General features: G+C 36.7%; 23 protein-coding genes. 9 read left to right on the top strand and 14 right to left on the bottom strand.

Translation table 11 applies throughout. The annotated features are described in order from the left end of the window. Position 1: 1 nt before the first annotated feature. Positions 2-1486, top strand: a complete 1485-nt coding sequence (locus tag ACYVJ6_RS08765; protein ID WP_460693678.1) for a glutamate synthase subunit beta — start codon at positions 2-4, stop codon at positions 1484-1486. A 215-nt stretch (positions 1487-1701) separates the two neighbouring features. After that, the gene (locus ACYVJ6_RS08760) at positions 1702-2124 is read left to right on the top strand and encodes a hypothetical protein (RefSeq protein ID WP_460693677.1); all 423 of its coding nucleotides are present in this window, start codon (positions 1702-1704) and stop codon (positions 2122-2124) included. A gap of 11 nt (positions 2125-2135) precedes the next feature. Here the strand turns inward: ACYVJ6_RS08760 and ACYVJ6_RS08755 are convergent, their stop codons facing one another. Together ACYVJ6_RS08755 and ACYVJ6_RS08750 are read right to left on the bottom strand one after the other, a co-directional pair. Continuing rightward, complete coding sequence (locus ACYVJ6_RS08755; protein ID WP_460693676.1) at positions 2136-2666, bottom strand: RNA methyltransferase; 531 nt, start codon at positions 2664-2666, stop codon at positions 2136-2138. Continuing rightward, the gene (locus ACYVJ6_RS08750; protein ID WP_460693675.1) at positions 2666-3829 is read right to left on the bottom strand and encodes a galactokinase; all 1164 of its coding nucleotides are present in this window, start codon (positions 3827-3829) and stop codon (positions 2666-2668) included. Before ACYVJ6_RS08750 ends, ACYVJ6_RS08755 begins: the two co-directional genes overlap by 1 nt. Positions 3830-3981: 152 nt before the next feature. Between ACYVJ6_RS08750 and ACYVJ6_RS08745 the strand changes: the two genes are divergently transcribed. Then, complete coding sequence (locus ACYVJ6_RS08745) at positions 3982-4275, top strand: YciI family protein (protein WP_460693674.1); 294 nt, start codon at positions 3982-3984, stop codon at positions 4273-4275. 2 nt (positions 4276-4277) lie between these two features. Here the strand turns inward: ACYVJ6_RS08745 and ACYVJ6_RS08740 are convergent, their stop codons facing one another. The 7 genes from ACYVJ6_RS08740 to ACYVJ6_RS08710 all read right to left on the bottom strand — a co-directional run bounded on the left by ACYVJ6_RS08740 (position 4278) and on the right by ACYVJ6_RS08710 (position 11274). Beyond that, complete coding sequence (locus tag ACYVJ6_RS08740) at positions 4278-5012, bottom strand: hypothetical protein (RefSeq protein ID WP_460693673.1); 735 nt, start codon at positions 5010-5012, stop codon at positions 4278-4280. Positions 5013-5153: 141 nt separating this feature from the next. Next, the gene (locus ACYVJ6_RS08735) at positions 5154-7868 is read right to left on the bottom strand and encodes a carboxypeptidase regulatory-like domain-containing protein (protein WP_460693672.1); all 2715 of its coding nucleotides are present in this window, start codon (positions 7866-7868) and stop codon (positions 5154-5156) included. A 244-nt stretch (positions 7869-8112) separates the two neighbouring features. Beyond that, positions 8113-8319, bottom strand: a complete 207-nt coding sequence (locus ACYVJ6_RS08730; protein WP_460693671.1) for a hypothetical protein — start codon at positions 8317-8319, stop codon at positions 8113-8115. A 520-nt stretch (positions 8320-8839) separates the two neighbouring features. Continuing rightward, positions 8840-9169, bottom strand: a complete 330-nt coding sequence (locus tag ACYVJ6_RS08725) for a YbjQ family protein (protein ID WP_460693670.1) — start codon at positions 9167-9169, stop codon at positions 8840-8842. Between the two features lie 119 nt (positions 9170-9288). After that, positions 9289-9570: a pyrimidine/purine nucleoside phosphorylase gene (ppnP, locus tag ACYVJ6_RS08720; RefSeq protein ID WP_460693669.1), complete on the bottom strand. Its 282-nt coding sequence runs from the start codon at positions 9568-9570 to the stop codon at positions 9289-9291. 53 nt (positions 9571-9623) lie between these two features. After that, positions 9624-10346: a class I SAM-dependent methyltransferase gene (locus tag ACYVJ6_RS08715; protein WP_460693668.1), complete on the bottom strand. Its 723-nt coding sequence runs from the start codon at positions 10344-10346 to the stop codon at positions 9624-9626. A gap of 244 nt (positions 10347-10590) precedes the next feature. Continuing rightward, positions 10591-11274 carry a DUF4397 domain-containing protein gene (locus ACYVJ6_RS08710; RefSeq protein ID WP_460693667.1) on the bottom strand — a complete coding sequence of 228 codons (684 nt, stop codon included), beginning with the start codon at positions 11272-11274 and terminating at the stop codon, positions 10591-10593. Between the two features lie 111 nt (positions 11275-11385). On the opposite strand from ACYVJ6_RS08710, the gene ACYVJ6_RS08705 reads away from it, so the two are divergent. Next, complete coding sequence (locus ACYVJ6_RS08705; RefSeq protein ID WP_460693666.1) at positions 11386-11676, top strand: antibiotic biosynthesis monooxygenase family protein; 291 nt, start codon at positions 11386-11388, stop codon at positions 11674-11676. A 9-nt stretch (positions 11677-11685) separates the two neighbouring features. Here ACYVJ6_RS08705 and ACYVJ6_RS08700 read toward each other — a convergent pair whose 3' ends face one another. After that, positions 11686-12105: a hypothetical protein gene (locus ACYVJ6_RS08700; protein ID WP_460693665.1), complete on the bottom strand. Its 420-nt coding sequence runs from the start codon at positions 12103-12105 to the stop codon at positions 11686-11688. A gap of 135 nt (positions 12106-12240) precedes the next feature. On the opposite strand from ACYVJ6_RS08700, the gene mutS reads away from it, so the two are divergent. The 3 genes from mutS (at position 12241) to ACYVJ6_RS08685 (ending at position 16765) form a co-directional block, all read left to right on the top strand. Continuing rightward, a complete protein-coding gene (gene mutS, locus ACYVJ6_RS08695) occupies positions 12241-14850 on the top strand; it encodes a DNA mismatch repair protein MutS (protein WP_460693664.1) in 2610 nt (869 codons plus the stop codon). Between the two features lie 103 nt (positions 14851-14953). Further along, positions 14954-15523: a C40 family peptidase gene (locus tag ACYVJ6_RS08690; protein WP_460693663.1), complete on the top strand. Its 570-nt coding sequence runs from the start codon at positions 14954-14956 to the stop codon at positions 15521-15523. Positions 15524-15757: 234 nt separating this feature from the next. Beyond that, positions 15758-16765 (top strand): exonuclease domain-containing protein, encoded by a 1008-nt coding sequence (locus ACYVJ6_RS08685; RefSeq protein WP_460693662.1) that lies wholly within the window; start codon positions 15758-15760, stop codon positions 16763-16765. Between the two features lie 124 nt (positions 16766-16889). On the opposite strand, the gene queG is transcribed toward ACYVJ6_RS08685, so the two are convergent. Continuing rightward, the gene (queG, locus tag ACYVJ6_RS08680) at positions 16890-17828 is read right to left on the bottom strand and encodes a tRNA epoxyqueuosine(34) reductase QueG (RefSeq protein WP_460693661.1); all 939 of its coding nucleotides are present in this window, start codon (positions 17826-17828) and stop codon (positions 16890-16892) included. A 103-nt stretch (positions 17829-17931) separates the two neighbouring features. On the opposite strand from queG, the gene ACYVJ6_RS08675 reads away from it, so the two are divergent. Both ACYVJ6_RS08675 and ACYVJ6_RS08670 read left to right on the top strand, forming a co-directional pair. After that, on the top strand, positions 17932-18300 hold the full coding sequence (locus tag ACYVJ6_RS08675) for a SpoIIAA family protein (RefSeq protein WP_460693660.1): 369 nt from the start codon (positions 17932-17934) through the stop codon (positions 18298-18300). Between the two features lie 12 nt (positions 18301-18312). Further along, a complete protein-coding gene (locus ACYVJ6_RS08670; protein ID WP_460693659.1) occupies positions 18313-18549 on the top strand; it encodes a hypothetical protein in 237 nt (78 codons plus the stop codon). Between the two features lie 97 nt (positions 18550-18646). On the opposite strand, the gene ACYVJ6_RS08665 is transcribed toward ACYVJ6_RS08670, so the two are convergent. The 3 genes from ACYVJ6_RS08665 to ACYVJ6_RS08655 all read right to left on the bottom strand — a co-directional run bounded on the left by ACYVJ6_RS08665 (position 18647) and on the right by ACYVJ6_RS08655 (position 21421). Continuing rightward, positions 18647-19468, bottom strand: coding sequence for a polysaccharide deacetylase family protein (locus tag ACYVJ6_RS08665; protein WP_460693658.1), 822 nt, complete (start codon positions 19466-19468; stop codon positions 18647-18649). 94 nt (positions 19469-19562) lie between these two features. Next, the gene (ruvB, locus tag ACYVJ6_RS08660) at positions 19563-20585 is read right to left on the bottom strand and encodes a Holliday junction branch migration DNA helicase RuvB (RefSeq protein ID WP_460693657.1); all 1023 of its coding nucleotides are present in this window, start codon (positions 20583-20585) and stop codon (positions 19563-19565) included. 104 nt (positions 20586-20689) lie between these two features. Beyond that, complete coding sequence (locus tag ACYVJ6_RS08655; protein WP_460693656.1) at positions 20690-21421, bottom strand: polyprenol monophosphomannose synthase; 732 nt, start codon at positions 21419-21421, stop codon at positions 20690-20692. Positions 21422-21527 lie beyond the last annotated feature (106 nt).

Below are 21527 nucleotides of genomic sequence, written 5' to 3'. Positions count from 1 at the left end.
GATGGGAAAAGTAACAGGTTTTCAGGAGTATGACAGGAAATTACCTCAAAAATTACCACCTGCAGAACGTATAAAAAATTATAACGAATTTGAAAGTTTATACACCGATGAAGAATTAAATCATCAATCAGCTCGGTGTATGGATTGTGGTATACCTTTTTGCCATTCGGGATGCCCGCTGGGTAATATCATTCCTGAATTTAACGATGCAGTGTATCGTAAAGATTGGGAGGAAGCTTACCAGATTTTATCATCAACTAATAACTTCCCTGAGTTTACCGGTCGTATATGCCCCGCACCGTGCGAATCTGCATGTGTATTAGGTATTAATAAACCACCGGTTGCTATTGAAGAGATTGAGAAGCATATTATTGAAATAGCTTATACCAAAAAATTGGTTCAGCCCGTTGCTCCATTAGTTAAGACGGGTAAAAATATTGCAATTGTAGGTTCCGGACCTGCCGGTTTAGCCGCTGCAGCGCAATTGAGCAAAGCCGGCCACCTGGTAACTGTTTACGAACGGGATGATAAAATAGGCGGTTTACTACGCTATGGTATCCCTGATTTCAAAATGGAAAAATGGATCATTGACCGTAGGATGGAGGTGATGGAAAAAGATGGTGTAGTATTTAAAACCAATGTGGAAGTAGGTAAAGATATAGCCGCTGATGAACTGGTGCGTAATAATGACGCAGTAGTATTAGCAGGCGGATCAACTATACCACGTAACTTAAATATACCGGGCCGTGAATTAAAAGGTATCCATTTTGCTATGGACTTTTTGAAACAGCAAAATAAACGTGTAGGCAACTCAAAATTTACCGCCGAAGACATTTTAGCTACAGGTAAAGATGTAGTAGTAATAGGAGGGGGTGATACCGGATCTGACTGTGTAGGTACCTCAAACCGGCAGGGTGCAGCATCAGTAAAGCAATTTGAAGTAATGATGCAACCGCCGGCGCAGCGTACTCAACATATGCCTTGGCCAACTTACCCAATGGTATTAAAAACAACTACTTCACACGAAGAAGGTGTTGAGCGTTTTTGGGGTATTAATACTAAAGAATTTTTAGGTGATGATAAGGGCAATCTAAGGGCACTTAAAGTAACAGATGTAAGCTGGGAGTTGGACGTAATGGGTCGCCCAATTAAATTTAACGAAGTAGAGGGATCTGAACGTGAAATACCTTGCCAATGTGTATTCCTGGCAATGGGATTCCTTAACCCTCAATTTGACGGCATGTTGGAAAATTTGGGCGTTGAATTAGATGAACGTAAAAACGTAAAAGCCAAAGAAGGTATTTACCGTACCAACGTAAGTAAAGTATTTTCAGCCGGTGATATGCGCCGTGGACAATCATTAGTAGTTTGGGCTATATCTGAAGGACGCGAATGCGCCCGTAAAGTTGATGAGTTTTTAATGGGCTATTCTACCTTAGAAAGCAAGGATTCCGTTAATCAGTTCGAGCAGGTTTTTAATCATTAATAACTCAAACATACTATTTAAAAAGGCCGGGATTTATCCCGGCCTTTTTCATTTTAAGCAAATGGGTAATTATTATTATAATATATTATTCTGCAATTATTATTAGTAAATATTTTTTTTTAAATAATTTATTATGATTATAATTATCTGTTAATCAGTAAAAAAGCTGATTAATTCAACCCAATTATTAAACTAATATATTAGGAGTATTATTAATGTCAAAGCGAATTTTTCTAATATTTTGTTTGCTTTTTATTGTAGCAGTCTCATTTTCCCAAAATAGATATTATGAAAATCCATTCTTAAACCTTAGGTTTTCTAAAGGATTTACTGATACTACCATAATAGCATCGTTTTCAGGCATTAGTAATGATGTTGGAATATCTAATAAATCTCTAATGGAAACTATAAGTAAACATACGGGAAAAAAAATAAAAGGTTTTAACTATGCTATTGATCTTAAAATAGGAGATTACTCATTGCTTTCTGTTGCCTGTAAAGATCAGAGCATGCTCGATGTCTTGAAAAATAATGTCGGTAAAAACACACAATTACGTATCAAATGTACGGTATATCGTTTTTATACTTTTGACGGGATTTGCAATTTCTTTTATATTAACAAGCTTAGCCTGATATAACCTACTTAATTTTATAAATTTAATTTTGCATAAAAATCCCAAAGTACTATTCCGGCTGATACTACCACGTTAAAAGAATGTTTAGTGCCAAATTGAGGTATCTCAATACAAGTGTCAATTTGTTGCATTACTTCATCACTTACGCCATTTACTTCGTTGCCAAAAACCAGCGCGTATTTTTGATTCACTGAAGGGATAAATTTATTTAGCATAACACTATTTTCAGCCTGTTCAATAGCAATTATTTGGTATCCATCGTTACGCAAGTGTTCAATAGCTTTTAATGGTGTTTCAAAATAAGTCCAGTTAACAGATTGTGTAGCACCAAGTGCTGTTTTTTCAATTTCGCGATGTGGGGGTTGTGCAGTTATTCCACATAGATAGATTTGTTCAACCGCAAATCCATCACTGGTACGAAAAATTGATCCGATATTATGCATACTGCGGATATTATCTAACACAACAGTTACCGGCAATTTATCCTGGTTTTTAAATTCAGTTACTGATGCACGGTTAAGTTCATCTAGTTTTAATTTTCGCATTAGTTGTCTAAATTTATTTTGCCTACGCCATTACCAATGGAGGTTTTATATACCGATGGTGCATAGCCTATAGCTTTTGTGTAGGTTTCAATAACTCCTTTACTAAATTCTTCAAACTTATTGGTTTTAACCAAAGCTATTGCACAACCGCCAAAACCGGCGCCTGTCATGCGTGCGCCGGCTACATCGGGATTGGTTTTGCAATATTCAACAATGGTATCTAACTCTTCACAACTTACTTCATATAGGTCGCGTAACGAGTAATGCGAGGCATACATCAATTTGCCAAATTGATCAATATCGCCACCGTTTAACGCAATGGCTGCACTCTTTACCCTATCATTTTCTTCAACTACGTGCTGCGCCCTTTTTAACGCATTATCAGTGGTAATTAAATGCCTATAGGTATTGAATACATTAGTATCAATATCACACAGGTAATTGATATCTAGCTTGCTTTTTAGCATTTTTAATGCGTCCTGACAATCTTGTGCACGTGCATTATATTGTGATTCTTCAAGTTTACGGGGTTTATTGGTGTTAATAATAATGAGCTCATATTCCTTCAGATCGCAGTTTACGGCCTCATAGGTAAGGTTATTACAATCAATAAGCACTGCTTTATCCTTTTCACCAAAAGTCACGGCAAATTGATCCATAATGCCACTGTTTAAACCAATAAAATCATTTTCAACGGCTTTGCACATTTTAACCAGGTCAAGCTTAGAATACCCGGCGTTAAATAGCTCATTCAGCGCAAATGCGGTTACAATTTCTATAGAAGCAGATGATGACAAACTTGCACCTATAGGCATATCACCATAATAAAGCATATCTAACCCTGTTATAGGATGGCCATCTTTTAAAAATAAATTAAAAACACCTAACGGATAATTAAACCAATTTTTACCTGCTTTTTGATATTGATTTTTTAGGGGTGTATCCAGCGTTTCGTCAAAATTTAAACTGCGCAGCCTTAAAAGGTTATTGTTATTGGTCGAGATTAAAAGGTAAGTGCCGGTATTGATAGCGCAAGGCATCACCAAACCACCATTATGATCAATATGTTCGCCAATTAAATTTACCCTGCCTGGCGAAAAGTAAACCTTTTCGGGTTCTTTATGATATAAAATATTAAATTCTTGTTGCAGTTTTTCTTTCATGCGATGTATGTTTGCAATGGCAAATATGTAAATATTGTATGACTACTTTTGTTTAATGTGAGACAAACTTAAAGCTATTTTTATATATGCTTAGTTTATTAAACATAAAAGTATTTACCTTGTTGAATTATCAATTATAACATTATAAACTCATGAAACAGTATTTAGTAACAGGGTATGATTATACCGATGAAGGGGCTTTAGATCGTCGTATGTCGGTACGTCAACACCATTTAGATAATGCGAAAAAGTATAAGGAAAGCGGAAATTATATAACAGGAGCTGCCATTTTAGATGATGCGGATAAAATGATAGGTTCTGTTATGATTTTGCAATTTGAAAACGATGAGGAATTAGAAGCCTGGAAAAAAGGGGAGCCTTATATTACTCAAAAGGTTTTTGAATCAGTTGATGTAAAACCAATAAGGATGCCTAACCTAGGCTAATATTATTTTTTAACAACATTTCCGGTGTTAATATCAATATTGTATTCGTTCCCATTAAGGGTTAATATTGCTGAGGATGCACTTAATGTTAGTTGTCCGTTATAAGTAAAATTTGCCTTTTTGGTGGAGCTACCTGTTACCATAATCATTGCTGTGCCACTAATAATCTTGTGGCTTGCCTTTGAAACTATGAGGTTTTTTACACCAAAATATATGTTAGCCGTACCTTTATTGGTGGTGTCTGATTTAAATTTATAGTTATTATAACATTTATATTCGCCATTAAACACTTGGTTATCAGCCGCGGGTGTTAAACCTGCTATGCGATATACTCTGGATCCTGTAAATTCAGATATTAATTTAGGGCCTGTAAATTTACCTGCATAAGTAAGGCTACCGGTAATATTATCGGGTAAATTTGATGCGTTGCAATTTAATTTATTAGTGTATTTCAATTTATAATCACAATTGAAATTGGCCCCTAATGTACTTTTACGAATTACAGAATCAGTTACACTTACACCGCAAAATGAACTGCTTTTATTAGCTAATGTTATGGCATTATCGTTAATGTCCTGGGTGATATTATTAGCACCATAGTTATTTGTAGCTAACGCTTCTGCTATTAGTATGGCAGCATCATCATTAGGGGCATCCATATTAGTCAACTGTGCTTTTTTACAAGCCGTCATTCCGCTAATAATTACTCCAATTACAACTATTTTTAAAAATTTCATAATTCACCTATCAATTTTGAGGTTGATAACTGTAATATAAAATGTTTTTTTGTAAAAATTATATTTTGTGGAAAAATTCTAAACTATATTTATACTCGATTTCTTATGGATTTGTTTTTTTATCAATAGTTAATAATAATTTTATTGTACCTTATATCGATATATAGCGCGGCCAATATTGCCATTACTATCAATACCTTCTATTATAGCCCGATATGAACCTTTTCCGTCGGCATTGTAAAATTGAAAAGTTGTATTACCTGTAGTATCGGTTAATACATTTGGATTCCAAAATATAGTGGTTCTTAGATCACCACCAATTGCTGATTCTTTTGAAACCTCATATTTTGGAGAATAAAAAACCTTTGATTCTGAATAACCACGCGGAGTAATACTAACTGAACTATTTTGCTTTAGCAGTGCTAAAAAATCTTCTTTTTTATACTTTACCTTGGGAACAATTTTTGAATTTATTACTAATACTCCCAATGTATTGCTCATCCTATTAATGCCGCTTTGGCCATCAGTTCTAAAAAATTCTATAGATTCAATCTCACTTGAAGGTATATTTTGAAAATAACCAAATTCAACATTCAAGCCATTATGAAAATAGGCCACAGGTGGACTAACGCCTGGTTGATAACCACGGGAAACAAAGAGATTATAGTTATCATAGATTAATCCGGGTACAATGGTTTGAATACATTGTAATATAATTGGACATGCAGCAAAGCGTTCGCTGGTAATAACCGCATCAGGAATAGAGCTTAACCCTGATAATCTTGGGTAGTCGGCATGGTTTTTTTGTTTTATAACAGGAGCGGCATTTATAGTAACCTCCTTAAGCTCCCGTGAGTTTTCAATACGTTGCTTGGCATTTTTTAAATAAGGGGTTAAGGTGCTGTCAATATTTGCTATAGTGCCGGGCGCATTTATATCCGCGTCTATTGGTTGAAAAATTTCATTGTCAACCAATATCATTAAGTTGTTACTGTTGGGATTGTTTTTTGCATTTATAGATATTTCTGTAGAGTCGGGTATTACCAGGTTTGTAAATTTAAATTCGCCCTGATTATTAGAAGTAGTATAAAGCGAAATATTTTTATCAGGCACGGTTAAATTTAAATTTGCTTTTGCTAATGGGAGGCCGGTATTGTTTCTTATTGTTCCGGTTATAGTTATACCTGTTTCTGGTAAAAACTTTTTTGATGGGTAATTATTAGCTAAAATATCTTTATACACTATTCTGCGATAACCTTGAGTAAGCATTAATAAATCTGCGTCTGCTATCGTTTTCTCATTTACATTGGTAAAGTAATAATTAGGCTTTTCTATATATCCCTTTAAATCAGATGTTAATAATAAATTTGTTAATATCGTAGTTTCTGAAAGCTCATCAAATGGCACTTTAGTTTCATCAATAACTGTTACAGACATGTTAGCCTCTGACGGTTTTTGATCTTTGTTAACTGTAACATTCATAACCACCTTATCCCTTATGGTATACGTAGGTTGCGGTGTTTTCATGGTAATATTTAAAAGATCGTTACGCTGTATTAAAACAACACGTTCTGATAATGCCTGTTTTCCAGAAAATAACGTTAGTCTTAGTACACCCGATGGAAACTTTGTTTTAGGGATTGACGCCGAGTATATGTTAGCATTTAACACTGTTTGGGCAGCAAACAAAATGGTTTGGCCATTTTGAGCAACAATAAAAAAAGTTTTCCCCTGGTTTTTTTCAAAGTATGCTGCATTTGATGATAGCTTAATATTTAAATTTTGCGGGTTTGAATTGTCAGCACTTAATATTATTCCTTCATTACGCGCTACAGGCAAATTGTAAGTGTTTTGTGAGCCATCAGGAAAAATAATATTTGCCTTATAGGTTTTTCCGCTTTGGGGTGTAAATTCAAATGCCCCCATACCTAAATGCTGTGAAGTAATATCCGCTATTTTAGTGCCTGAATCGTCAACAATACTGCCTTTAATATCAGCACCTATACCATCGGGATTAATAGCCTTAAAACCCACTCTTGACCGCACACTATTTACCAGGTCGCCTCCCTCCGGAAAAAACTGAACATCTGGCTTGTCAGCAGCATGTTTTAATGAAAAAGTATTGGTTAGCGATTTATAATCAGCATAATCTATATCAGTGCTTAAAGTACTTGTATTTAATGCGCTGGTTTTGTTGGTCGAAAAATTTACAACTAAAATACCGTTAGCATCAGTAGTACCTTTGCCGTTACTAATTTTTTCATCATCATAACTTAATACTTTCCAGCTAACTTTTTTATTGGCGTAAGGATTGCCTGCGGCATCTTTATAGCTTACCCGGGCAGTTACCTTGGTATTATTATTTTGTGTTACTCCTGATACCCAAATATTGGTACTTATTTGTTTTTCAACATTGCCTACAGCAATTGTTTTATTAAAAAAATATGCAGCATCAAAATTGCGCATCCAATTGGTATAGGCACGAAAACGATAATTGCCTTGCTTATAAAGTGGTGACGATAAAACAATATTACCTAAGGCAGTAGCAGCAGATGCCTGTAGTTTTAAGGTTTGTACAAGAGAGTCTTTACTACTTATTACATCTACATAAACCACTTTGCTAAGGGGCGATGGCTGATGAACGTCAATAGTAATATAGGCTTTGAACCAAATAGTATCGCCTATGGCATAATAAGGTTTGTCAAAATGTAAGTAAACTTTCTCGAACGGGTACTCATTTGCCAATTTTACACTTTTTGAAATGATAGTATTCAAACTTGTAGTATCTGTTTGTGAAAAAGCAGCAAAACTGACTGTAAATAGCAGCAAAATAAAGTATACTTTTTTTAGGTTCATCTTGATAGGATAACTGAGATTGTAAATATATTTATTTATAGTATAAATAGGGTAGGGATACCCGATTTTAACATTTTTTTACAAATGTTAAAAATTGCAATATTAAATATTATCCGGTAAAAAATGGAAACAGTGTTGTACTTAGCTATGAGAAACTAAACTGCTATTAAAAATGAGGATAACAAAAAAGCAGGATATTATCCTGCTTTTTTGTTTGGTTTGTTGGTTAGTGTGCAATGTTTGTTTACCAGCCGGTACCTTTTTTAGCATTGCCATTTTTTACATGCTCTTCTGCAGTGGCTTTACCCATAATTGCGGCCATTTTGTTGCCTTGTGCATCTTTACCAGTTGCAATGTATCTTCCTGATTTGATATCAATAACAGGATCGATCATTGGTACATTTTTAGTTTTTGTTTTCACCGAATAAGCGGTAATTCCAGATGTTGCCATGATAAGTTTTTTAATTGTTTTTTAAAAATTAACCCTTGCGGGAGTGATTTGTTTCACAAACATAGTTTATTGTAGCTAACAAGAGAATAGTTGTGAATAAAAATTATCACCAAAAAAGGGCTATTTTGAGCGTATTTGACTGTTTTTGTTAATATGTGGATAACTTATGGCTTTTATTGGTAATTGTTGACTTGTAAAAATGAGATCAAAAACACTTAAAACAATATTATCATATAGTTAATCAAATATAATTCTATGTTATTCTTACAGCTATAATTAATAATTTTGCATTAACTCATAAGTATCACTAGCAAGCAACTTTATGAAAAAACGCGAGTCAAGCATTTTATATCTCTTTTTAGGATTATATGCACTAATGATAAATTGGTACTATAACCATTCTATCATCTTACTAATACTTTGTTATATATTTTGGCCATTGTATTTATTATACGCCCTGCTTACGGGCAACCTTGCCCATGGTATGTGGAAACAAATACCATTATCATATTTTAAATAACTATTCTTTTTCAACTACTACGGCAGTACCATAAGCCAGTACTTCGGTTATGCCTTGCATAACTTCGTTGGCATCATAGCGCATATTTATAATGGCATTTGCGCCTAAAGCTTGTGCATGTTGTATCATTAATCGATAGGCCTCTTCGCGTGCGTTTTCGCAAAGCTCAACATAAATGGATAATCTGCCCCCAAAAAGCGATTGAAAGCCACCTGCAATATTACCTAATGCGCTGCGGCTGCGTACAGTAATGCCACGTACAACGCCAAGTTGTTTAACAATTTTATATCCTTCTAAAGTAGTGCTGGTGGTAATTAATGAAGTATCCATGGTTTTATGGTTTAAATGATATGAATTAGAGTTTAACTGACAGAATTAGTTACTAAAATTAGTCAAAAAAAGCCTCTCTTAACTATTTAAGAGAGGCTTTAAATATGATTATCGACCTTTTATTTATACTTACATAAGTATGAACTTTGTCCGTTAGTTTTAACTTTAAAAGAGGTGTTGGCATCCACCTGGAATGATTGGCCATTTTTATATACCGCCCAATCTTTTGCACCCGGCAATAATGCAATAAGTTCACCTTCAATAACTGTCATGGTTTCATGCTGTGCTGTGCCAAATTCATACTCGCCTTTTTCAATTACGCCAATGGTTGATTTTCCGTCGGCTGATGTATAGGCCAGTGATTTAACTGCCCCTTCAAAATATTCGTTTACGTTGATCATTGTTTTTTATTTGCGGCCTAAGATGATAAAATTTAGGCAAAGCTTAAAGCAATTTATTTTATTGCCCCAAACGCGGCGAAATATGAATTTTTGTGTAGTATCTCTACTTGTTTAAATCCTACCTTACTTAATAAGGCTATTTGGTAATTTACCGAGCGCGGTGTATCCTCATGCGCAATATAATCAAATACTTTTTCACGATATTCCGGCCCGCCTAAAGTATCCAGATAATCACTATACTTTTGGTGAAAAAGCTGGTTTATAGGTACAGAATCATGTGCAATCAGATCAGATATCCAGATGCTACCGCCAGGTTTTAAAGTATTGTAAAATTTAGTAAATACCAATTCCCAATCATCATCACCCCGTAAATGATGTAATGTAGCGGCTGCTAATATGATATCAAAGTGGTTGTCTGGTAAATCAAGATTACGCATATCATCCTGTATCAGTGTTACGCTTCCACTGGTTTGTGCACCTACGCGTTCTTTTGCCCGTTGCAGCATAGGCATGCTCAGGTCATTTAAAGTGCAATTTAGATTACTTATTTTGCTTAACATTTTTAGGGAATAGTTGCCCGCACCACATCCTATATCGAGCAATTGAGTTGCATTAGGGTTTACATATTTAGCAGCTTCTGTACACAACTCCATAGTAAGCGGAGCATCAATGGTCGTCATTTGCCCGGTATCCAGGTTTGAGAAACGTTCAACATCATTATCAAATCTGTTCCTTATTTCATCATTAGTAGCTTTATGTGAATAATGTGTATTCATTTTTAGTTGGTGATTTATAACAAATCTATCAGCTTTTATTTTCAAAATCTCAATTTGGCTTTCTTTTATATTGTATTAAAGCTTAAGGGTCCTGATGTACATAATAATTAGGATAAATAATATAGCACCCGCTACCAGTTTCATTAGCTGTTGTTTTAAGTTCTAAATAATTATAATGCCCACAATATTATACAAAAAAGGCCGGCTATAATTTACAGCCGGCCTTTTTTGTATATGATTACTATTAATTTTCTGCATAAACTGTGTAAGTAAGGGTAGCTTTAGTAGTACCTGATATTATAATAGTATAAATTTTACCTGCCTCTATAGTAGTAGGTATATTTAATTCTACGGTTGATGAACCTGCTGCATATAATGTAAAAGAAGTAGCGGCATCAACTTCGTTATAAGCGGATCCAATTTTATAAGCCAGGCCGGTTACTATTTTACTGCCTGTAGAGATGCCAAAATCAACACTGCTATTTAAAGCTGTACTTAAATTCATAAAGCGTACACGGGCTTTACCGGCTTGTGGTGCTGTACGATCGTCCTGGGTAGTTACACCTGTATTGTCATCAGCATAATATATCGTGTTGTACGTACCTGGCACTAAATAAATACTGCCTGCTACGTTTACATTACCGGTACTTGATGTTTTAAATATAGCAGCATGTGTAGTAGCATAGGCTGTAGCATAAGCTGTAACTTGAGTATAAGCCAACGGGGTTGTATTTACTTTACTCTCATCTACGTAAAAATCCTGAGGAGCAGATGCCTGTGCTGAGTTTGCGGCTCTAATATAAGCGAAGCCAGGATCTTCAGGAGTACTACCTTTTTTACACCCTGTGAAGCCAATTGATAATAAAACAAATGCCGTTAATAAAATTGATAAGGTTTTAGGGTTCTTCAAATTAAAGTATGTTTTCATGTTTTGTTAGATTTATTTTAATATAAAATTAGTATTATACAAGCATAAACAACTGATATTTATAAAATGTTTTATTATTAGAGCTGTAATTAAGAAATAAATGTGTTAAAGATGATTTTAGAGGCAGCTATATTAAATATTATTGCCGGTAAGCAAAAGCAATTTGAAATTGACTTTGACACTGCAGGCCAATACATAAGTTCAATAAAAGGGTATATTAAACATTCACTTAATAAATGTTTAGAGCAGGAAAATAAATATCTCTTATTAGTGGAGTGGGATAGCTTGAAAGATCATACTATTATATTCAGACAATCAGAACAATACAAGCATTGGAAGCAACTATTGCATCATTATTATGCCCCATTCCCTATAGTTGAACATTACGAAAAAATAATTTAGCATAGCCAATTACTTCTCCTTCTTCATGATCACATTGATGGTTTTAAATTTTACATTGTCGTCAACACCTGTAAAACTGGACTGGTCGCTCCATCTATAATAAATTTTAATTTTATCTACTTTGTCGGCCCTTATAACATTAGCGGCAATAGCAGGATCTTCGGTAAAAAACTCACTACCGTCTACCAGTATTCTTTCAATAGCTTCGCCTTGTGAGTATATTTTACCTTTGTTGTCAACAGTTATAGCAGGTATACGTTTTAGCAGTTCGTTTAATTTATCATTGGGCTGTATAACATAGTTGCCGGCCTGAAAAACTAAGGTATCATTGCGTCCAATGAGGAGTCCTTTCGTTTGTGCGGATGCTTTAATGTTTAAAGCAAAAATAAAACTGGCAAGCAAAAAACTGATGAATAGCGATTTTTTCATTTTGAATATTGATAAGATTAGGTTAATCGAATATACATAAAATGCAACAATCCACAAGTAAGCAAATTTTCAACAATCCAACTAAAGCCCGCTCAATGCATTAACTTTACCCATTCACCAATAACTATTACCCGTTTGGCAAAGGACGCAACCAAAGAAACCCCTTTAATGCAGCAATATAATACCATTAAGGCTAAGTACCCTGGTGCCTTATTGCTGTTTCGTGTGGGCGATTTTTATGAAACCTTTGGCGCCGATGCTATTAAGGCAGCGGGAATATTAGGTATTACGCTTACCCGTAGGGCCAATGGCTCTGCATCTCATATTGAGCTGGCGGGATTTCCGCATCATTCATTAGATACTTATTTACCCAAACTGGTACGTGCAGGGCAAAGGGTAGCTATATGCGATCAACTGGAAGACCCTAAAGCCACCAAAACCATTGTTAAGCGTGGCGTTACCGAACTGGTTACCCCGGGTGTTGCAACTAATGATAATATCCTTAACCAAAAAAGTAACAACTACCTGGCTTCGCTATATTTTGAGAAGAACAGTATTGGTATTGCTTTGATAGATATATCAACCGGCGAGTTTTTAACCGCGCAAGGCAATAGTGATTATATTGATAAATTGCTGCAAAGCTTTAGTCCAAGTGAAGTTATATACCCCAAAAGCCGCCAGGGCGACTTTAAAGATATTTATGGCGATAGGTTTTATACTTACACACTTGATGAATGGCCGTATAGTGGCGATTATGCTAATGAAACCTTATTAAAGCATTTTGGTGTTAAATCATTAAAAGGGTTTGGTATAGACAGGCTTAACCTGGGTATTGTGGCTGCAGGTGTAGCTATACACTATCTAAACGAAACCGAGCATCGTAACCTGCAGCATATATCAGCCATTAGCAGGATAGAGGAGGACCGCTATTTATGGCTTGACCGTTATAGTGTACGCAATTTGGAATTGGTGGGATCAGCCAACGAGAATGCTTTAACACTGGTTGAAGTGTTGGATCATACCTGCTCGCCAATGGGTGCGCGTTTATTGCGTCGGTGGATAGTTATGCCTTTAAAAGAATTAAAGCCCATTAATGACCGCTTAGGCGTGGTGGAGTATTTAATAGTACAGGAAGAGTTGCGCGAGAATCTGCAACAGCAAATACGCCAGATAGGAGATTTGGAAAGGTTAATATCAAAGATTGGCTTACAAAAAGCTAACCCGCGCGAGGTATGCCAGCTTAAAAAAGCATTAAACGCTATTGATGAGATAAAAAAACTTGCTGAAGCATCGGATAGTTTACCACTTAAAGCAATAGGCGAGCAGTTAAACCCCTGTACGCTCATCTGCCAAAAAATAGAAAAAGAGTTACACGCCGAACCACCTGTAATGTTGGTAAAAGGCGGAGTAATGAACGAGGGGATTAATGATGAACTTGACCGCTTACGTAAAATAGCTTTTGGTGGAAAGGGATATTTATTAGAGATACAAAAGCGTGAAGCGGAAATAACCGGAATACCATCGCTTAAAGTGTCCTTTAATAATGTTTTTGGCTATTATTTAGAGGTTACCCATAGCCATCGTGATAAAGTGCCAACCGAGTGGATACGCAAACAAACCCTGGTAAATGCCGAGCGTTACATTACACCCGAACTTAAAGAGTACGAAGAGCAAATTTTAGGTGCCGAGGAGAAGATATTGGCATTAGAAACCCAATTATACAATGATCTGCTGTATTCGTTAGCTGAATATATTAAGCCCATACAGCTAAACGCGCAATTGATAGCCCGTTTAGATGTATTATTAAACTTTGCTACCATATCTATTAAAAACTATTACGTTAAACCAACCATTAATGAGGGTAGGGTTATAGATATTAAAGGCGGCCGCCACCCGGTTATTGAAAAGAATTTGCCTTTGGGCGAGGAATATATTACTAACGATGTTTTCCTGGATTCAGAATCGCAGCAGATCATTATCATAACCGGGCCAAATATGGCGGGTAAATCGGCTCTGTTGCGGCAAACCGGCTTAATAGTACTCATGGCTCAAATGGGTTGTTTTGTGCCCGCTAAAGCCGCGGATATAGGCCTGGTGGACAAAATATTTACCAGAGTAGGTGCATCAGATAATTTATCATCGGGAGAGTCAACCTTTATGGTGGAGATGAACGAGACGGCAAGTATTTTAAATAACCTGTCTGACAGAAGTTTGATATTATTGGACGAGATAGGGCGGGGTACATCTACGTACGATGGTATATCCATTGCCTGGTCAATAGCCGAATATTTGCACAACCACCCATCTGCGAAAGCGAAAACCTTATTCGCCACGCATTATCATGAGTTGAATGAATTAAGCAACTCGTTCAATCGCATAAAAAACTTTAACGTTACGGTTAAAGAGGTAGGCAATCAGATCATCTTCCTGCGCAAGCTATTACCCGGCGGCAGCGAGCATAGTTTCGGTATCCACGTTGCCAAACTGGCTGGTATGCCACAAAAGGTATTAAGCCGTGCCAACGAGATACTGAAAAAGCTGGAACATGAACGCACCGGTGGCGAACATATCAAAGAAAGCATACGCAAAGTACAAAAGCAGGCTGTACAAATGCAGATGTTTAGCATTGACGACCCGGTGCTGGTAAAAATACGCGATACCCTGAATAACCTGGATGTAAACACCCTTACCCCGGTTGAGGCATTAATGAAGTTGGACGAGATACAACGAGTAATAAAGGGATAATTTTTATTTCGGATTTCGGATTTTCAATTTCGGATTTATACGAATGTGGATATGTTTAAAACATCCAATCCGTCGCTAAAATCAATACAGCTATTTTTAACACATGAATTTTCGCATTTCTAAGCTGTTTGTATTGTTTTTTGCTACCGCGATAGTATTGGCATCCTGTCACTCTAAAAAAACAGTATTAAAAGGCGAGCCGGGCGAGATCGTTAAACCACAAGCGGATATAGCTGATAAATATTCGCAAATGATGCTGGTTAGTAAAAGCGATATTAAAAACGGTCGTTTATATTCGTTTATTGACCAATGGATGGGTACCCCGTATAAATTTGGCGGGCAGGATAAAGATGGGGTAGATTGTTCTGGTTTGGCCCAGTTGTTACAGCAAGAAGTTTATGGGATACAAATTCCCCGTATGACCAGTCAGCAGGTAACTGTTATAAAACGCAAATATGAGGAAGAGCTAAAAGAAGGCGATCTGGTGTTTTTTGATTTTGACGGTAAGCCATTTAGCCATGTTGGTGTTTACCTGCAAAATGGTTATGTGGTACATGCCAGCACAAGCAAAGGAGTGATGGTAGTCAAATTGAAGAGTCCATCCATGTATAAATACTTTTCACGGGCCGGGTCTATCATTCCTCAATCAATTATTTCTTCACAAATTCAATAATTACCTGTTTACAGGATAAAATAGGTATTTTTGTGCAGCATGAGTAAACCAAAACAAGATTATTCCTTCTGGACAAAATATAAGCGTTACGCCGGTAACGAGATTTTGCTATACCTCATTATGATAATCGGGATAATTTTAGGGATAATAATATTTAGTTGATCCCTCAGTATTAAAATCATAATTATTTAATACTTTTTCAAGACCTTTGCCTTTCTTACTTCTATATAAATAATGAAACTAAATTTAAAGCGCCCTTTGGCATTTTTTGACCTTGAAGCTACCGGGGTTAATATAGGTATTGACAGGATTGTAGAAATATCTATCATCAAACTACATCCTGATGGGTTGGAAGAAGTAAGAACATGGCGTGTGCACCCCGATATGCCAATCCCGCTGGAAGCATCATTAATCCACGGTATTTATGATGAGCATATTAAAGATGAGCCGGTATTTAAGCATATAGCCGAATCGGTAGCTGAATTTTTAGCGGATAGTGACCTGGCAGGATTTAATTCCAACAAGTTTGATATCCCTATGCTGATGGAGGAATTTTTGCGAGCAGGGGTGAAGTTTGATTTAGACAACCGCCATTTTGTAGATGTACAGAATATATTCCACCAAATGGAGCAGCGTACCTTAAAAGCTGCTTATCAATTTTACTGCGATAAGCAGATCATCAACGCACATAGTGCCGAAGCCGACACCCGCGCTACCATGGAGGTTTTGCTGGCGCAGATAGCCAGGTATGAAAACCAGGAATGGGAAGATAAAAAGGGTAATAAAAGTATACCCGTTGTAAATGATATTGAGGGATTACACAAATTTACTAACCTAAACCGCCCTGTTGATTTTGCGGGCCGCATGGCTTATAATGAAGATGGGGAAGAGGTGTTTAACTTTGGTAAGCATAAAGGTAAAAAGGTAGAGGATGTGTTTAACATTGAGCCCAGCTATTATTCATGGATGATGCAGGGCGATTTTCCGTTATATACTAAACGTAAACTGGAAGAAATATATTCCCGCTGGAACACCAAACGCCAGGCCGAGCGCCCGGTTAAACCTGCGCAACCAAAACCAGTTGACCAGATTGTTAAAAATGAAGTTCAAAAACCTGCACAACAAAAGGCCTATAACAAGCCGTACCAAAACAAGCCTTTTGTGAAAAAGGAAGAGCCTGCTGCACCGGTTAATGACGATATGTTAAAGTTATTGGCTGATAAGTTTAAGAAGGGTTTATAAATACTCATTGTCATTTCGACGAGGAACGAGGAGAACTATCTCTTGAGCGCAGCGAAAAAATCTATACACGCGCCATAGCAGGTGTATAGATTTTTCACTACGTTCGAAATGACAGTTGTTCATATTAATCTATCCTCTTCAAAAAATCAATATTCCTTTTTAATCCATTAAACCTGGTACGTTTAACAGCCGAGTTTTTAAACACTTTTTGAAATACATCCTCGGTAATATCCTCCAGATCTTTACTGTTGAGCCCAAGCAATTCAGGATGAGGATCAAATGCAGGTTCGTTATGTAATACCGAAAATTTGTTCCACGGGCAAACATCCTGGCAAATGTCACAGCCAAACATCCAGTTATCCATTTTACCCTTAAATTCTTGCGGTATCTCGTTTTTCAGCTCGATCGTTAAGTAAGATATACATTTGCTGCCATCAACCACATAAGGCCCTACAATTGCCTCTGTAGGGCATGCGTCAATACAACGGGTACAGGTACCGCAATGGTCGGCAGTTGGTTCAATATCATATTCCAGTTCCAGATCGATGATCAGCTCAGCCAAAAAAAAGAATGAGCCCGATTGTTTATTGATTAGGTTGGTGTTTTTCCCGATCCAACCCAGGCCACTTTTTTGAGCCCAGGCTTTATCTAAAACAGGTGCGGAATCCACAAAAGCACGTCCGCCAACTTCGCCAATTTTATCATTAATTATCTGTAATAAATGCTTTAGCTTGTCTTTTATTACGGTGTGATAATCAACACCATAAGCATATTTAGATATCTTGGGTGCTAAAGCATCCGTCTGTAAATTATCGGTATAATAATTTAAGGCTAATGAAACAACTGATTTAGCACCGTCAACCAATAATCGTGGATCAAGGCGCTTATCAAAATGGTTTTCCATGTATTGCATTTCGCCGTGCATATTGCTATTTAACCATTTTTCAAGGCGGGGCGCTTCCTCTTCCAAAAACTCAGCTTTAGCAATACCACAAAACATAAAGCCTAATTTTTTGGCTTCGTCTTTTATCAATTGGCTATATGCTGATTGGTTGCTTGACATTTTCCACAAAGATAGATAAACCCTGTGTAATGATATTTAATCTCAGTTTATAAAAACAGACCTTGAATAAACCTGTTGTATTTATAACCAATGAAAAATAATTATGCTACAATTTATAAATGATTTACCGGATGACGTGGTTGGTATACATGCCGTTGGCGAGGTGACCAAAGATGATTATAACAATGTTTTAATTCCTAAAATAGATAATCTGGCAAAAAGACAAGGTGAGATAAAATACTTACTGGTTTTAGATACTGATATATCAAACTTTACGCTGGCTGCCTGGTGGAAGGACCTTGTCATGGGATTAAAACATATTACGGAATGGAAAAAGATAGCCGTAGTAAGTAATCAAAAAGGGGTAGAGTGGTTTACAGATGCTTTTAAATATTTAATACCCGGAACTTCAAAAGGTTTCGCATTAAACGAGTTAGATGAAGCTGTGGCGTGGATAAAGGAGGATAATTAAATAACTACAACTATGGAAAATACAGAAAATAATAACCCGAAGGACGAGCAGATCACTAATGATGATAACTCGGTAACTAATGCTGATAACACTGCCGAAGAGCCTAACAAACATCCCGAGCCTGAACAGGAAGTGGCAAAGGAGATACCAACTGTTACACCAAGTAACGATGGTGACCCTACACCTGCAAAACCAGAGGATGAAGATACCTCAAACACACACAACGGCCCGGCAGGGGAAAACCTATAAACATTCTGTAAACTTAGTGCCTTCTTTGTGTTCTCTGTGTTAAACTTAACCACAAAGTTCGCAAAGAAGGTACAAAGTGCACTAAGGTTGCTTTTTTTTAGAAACTATTCCTGATACTGTTACTTAAAGTTTTAGCGCTCCAGTAACCGCTGCCCAATATTCTTCTTACGGTCATTAACGGATCACTGGCCAAACGTTTATCAGCTAATTGAAAAGCCATTTTAAAGCCACGTTTATGTAGTTCGGGTAAGTTTTGAGCGCTCCATATACCAAACGGAAATGCAAAATATTTGACAGGTTTTCCGGTAATTTCCTCCAGTTTTTTTGTTGGTTTATCTAATTGCTCAACCCAGCCATCAACAGGCTTTAAAATAATATTTCCTTTATTGCCCAAAATTTTTCGGGTTGAGTTATGTGATAATTTATCAAATCTTTCGTGTGTATGTGTATGACTGGCTATTACGTTACCCGCGTCAGATAGTTTTTTGATCTCTTCTGCCGTCATATAATTGGGGCGCCTTCCTATAGATGTGGTCATGATAAAATAAACCGCTTTAAAACCATACTTTTTTAGCTCAGGCGCGGCAATCGTAAATTGGTCAATGTCCGTATCATCAAAAGTTAGCATGATGGGTTTGCTTGGCAAAGCCGCGCCTTTGGTTAAATAATCATATAACTGATCAGGTAATATGGTATGGTAACCGCTATCGCGCAACATTTTAATATGCTGTTTAAAAACGGCCACAGGTACAATATAATCTTTAGCGCTTTTTGAATCCGATGATTTCCAATCACGTATTTGGTGGTAGCATAAAATAGGCACTTGTTTGCGGGCCATGATAGCAGCCGCATTTTGTGCCTGTAAAGGTTGATTTAATAAAATGGCTAATGTTAGTAAGGCAAAAAAATGTTTATACATATTATAGAGGTGTTTTGTAAATATTATTAACGTCTGCTAAAATAATACAATTAGTAAGGAAATAATTGTAATTAGTAAATAATAAATAGGTTTTTTAAAATAGGGAAGGATTACCCCCGGTTTTAATTTTGCCTAAGTGTTTATAGGCATTTTCGGTAGCTTCGCGGCCACGGGCGGTACGCATTAAAAAGCCCTCCTGTATTAAAAATGGTTCGTACACTTCTTCAATAGTACCTTCTTCTTCACCTACGGCTGTAGCAATAGTTTTTAGACCTACCGGGCCGCCTTTAAATTTCTCAATTATGGTCAACAATATCTTATTATCCATTTCATCTAAACCATGCTCATCTACATTTAAAGCGTTAAGAGCATATTTTGCAATGGCGGTATCAATATTGCCATCGCCTTTAATTTGAGCAAAATCGCGGGTGCGTCGTAATAAGGCATTGGCTATACGTGGTGTGCCACGACTACGGCGGGCAATTTCATAAGCGCCTTCATCACTTATTGGAGTTTTTAATATGGATGCCGAGCGTAATACAATGGTAGTTAACAATTTGGCATCATAATATTCCAATCGTGAATTAATACCAAATCTTGCACGTAATGGTGCTGTTAATAAACCCGATCGGGTAGTAGCACCAACCAGAGTGAATGGGTTCAAAGATATCTGTACAGAACGTGCATTAGGGCCGCTCTCCAGCATGATGTCAATTTTAAAGTCCTCCATTGCTGAATATAAATACTCTTCAACCAGCGGGCTTAAACGGTGTATCTCGTCAATAAATAAAATATCACCTGTTTCCAGGTTGGTTAATAGCCCGGCAAGATCGCCCGGCTTATCCAAAACAGGGCCTGAGGTGATCTTGATACCTACACCCATTTCATTTGCAATAATATGCGATAGGGTAGTTTTACCTAAGCCCGGAGGGCCGTGTAGCAATACATGGTCAAGCGCTTCGCCACGTTGGCGGGCAGCTTGAACAAATATTCTAATATTGGCTAATATTTTATGCTGACCGGTAAAATCCTCAAATGCCTGCGGGCGCAATACTTTTTCTATATCACGTTCAACAGGAGATAGGTTTTCGCCATCAGGGTCGAGGTATTCATTCATTATTAGCGAATTTAGATATTAAAGATTAGAGATTGAAGATTAAAGATTAGTTTTTTAAGATTAATAATAAGTAGGCCCAATCTTTAATCTTTTGCAGCTAATCTTTACCCTTCCGGATACTTCCTGAAAATGCTGTTGATCTTCATTTGGATAACACCAATAATGGCTTCCTTAAATATACCTTTTGACATTTTAGATGCACCCTCTGTACGGTCGGTAAAAATAATGGGTATCTCCACCAGGTTAAAGCCATGCTTTACGGTGGTATATTTCATTTCTATCTGGAAAGCATAACCTACAAATTTTATTTTATGAAGCTCGATGGTCTCTAAAACCTTACGTTTATAGCATACAAATCCTGCTGTAAAATCCTGGATGCTAACACCGGTAATAAAACGTACATATACCGATGCGAAATAACTCATCAATACACGGCTCATGGGCCAGTTGACCACATTTACCCCCTTTACATAACGCGAACCTACCGACATGTCGGCACCGTTCGCACAGGCATCCCTTAACCTCAATAAATCATCCGGGTTATGTGAGAAATCGGCATCCATTTCAAAAATGTAATCGTATTGCTTTTCAAGGGCCCATTTAAAACCGGCTATGTAGGCTGTACCTAAGCCTTGTTTACCTGCGCGCTCCAAGATGAAGAGCTTATCAGGGTACAATAGCTGTAATTCTTTAACAATAATTTGGGTACCATCAGGCGAACCATCATCAACAATTAATAAATGGAAATCATGAGGTAAAGAAAATACCTTGCGGATCATCCGCTCAATATTCTCTTTTTCGTTATAAGTAGGTATAATTACTAAGCTATCAGGCACTTAAAAATAGTTATATTATATATAAAACAGTTGACGAAAATAATAGAAATACTATGTATAAAAAATTAAAAATGGAACGGCTTTAATTACTGTCTTAATACATTTA

The organism is Mucilaginibacter puniceus (assembly GCF_054783175.1).
This window is presented reverse-complemented; position numbering and strand designations above follow the sequence as displayed.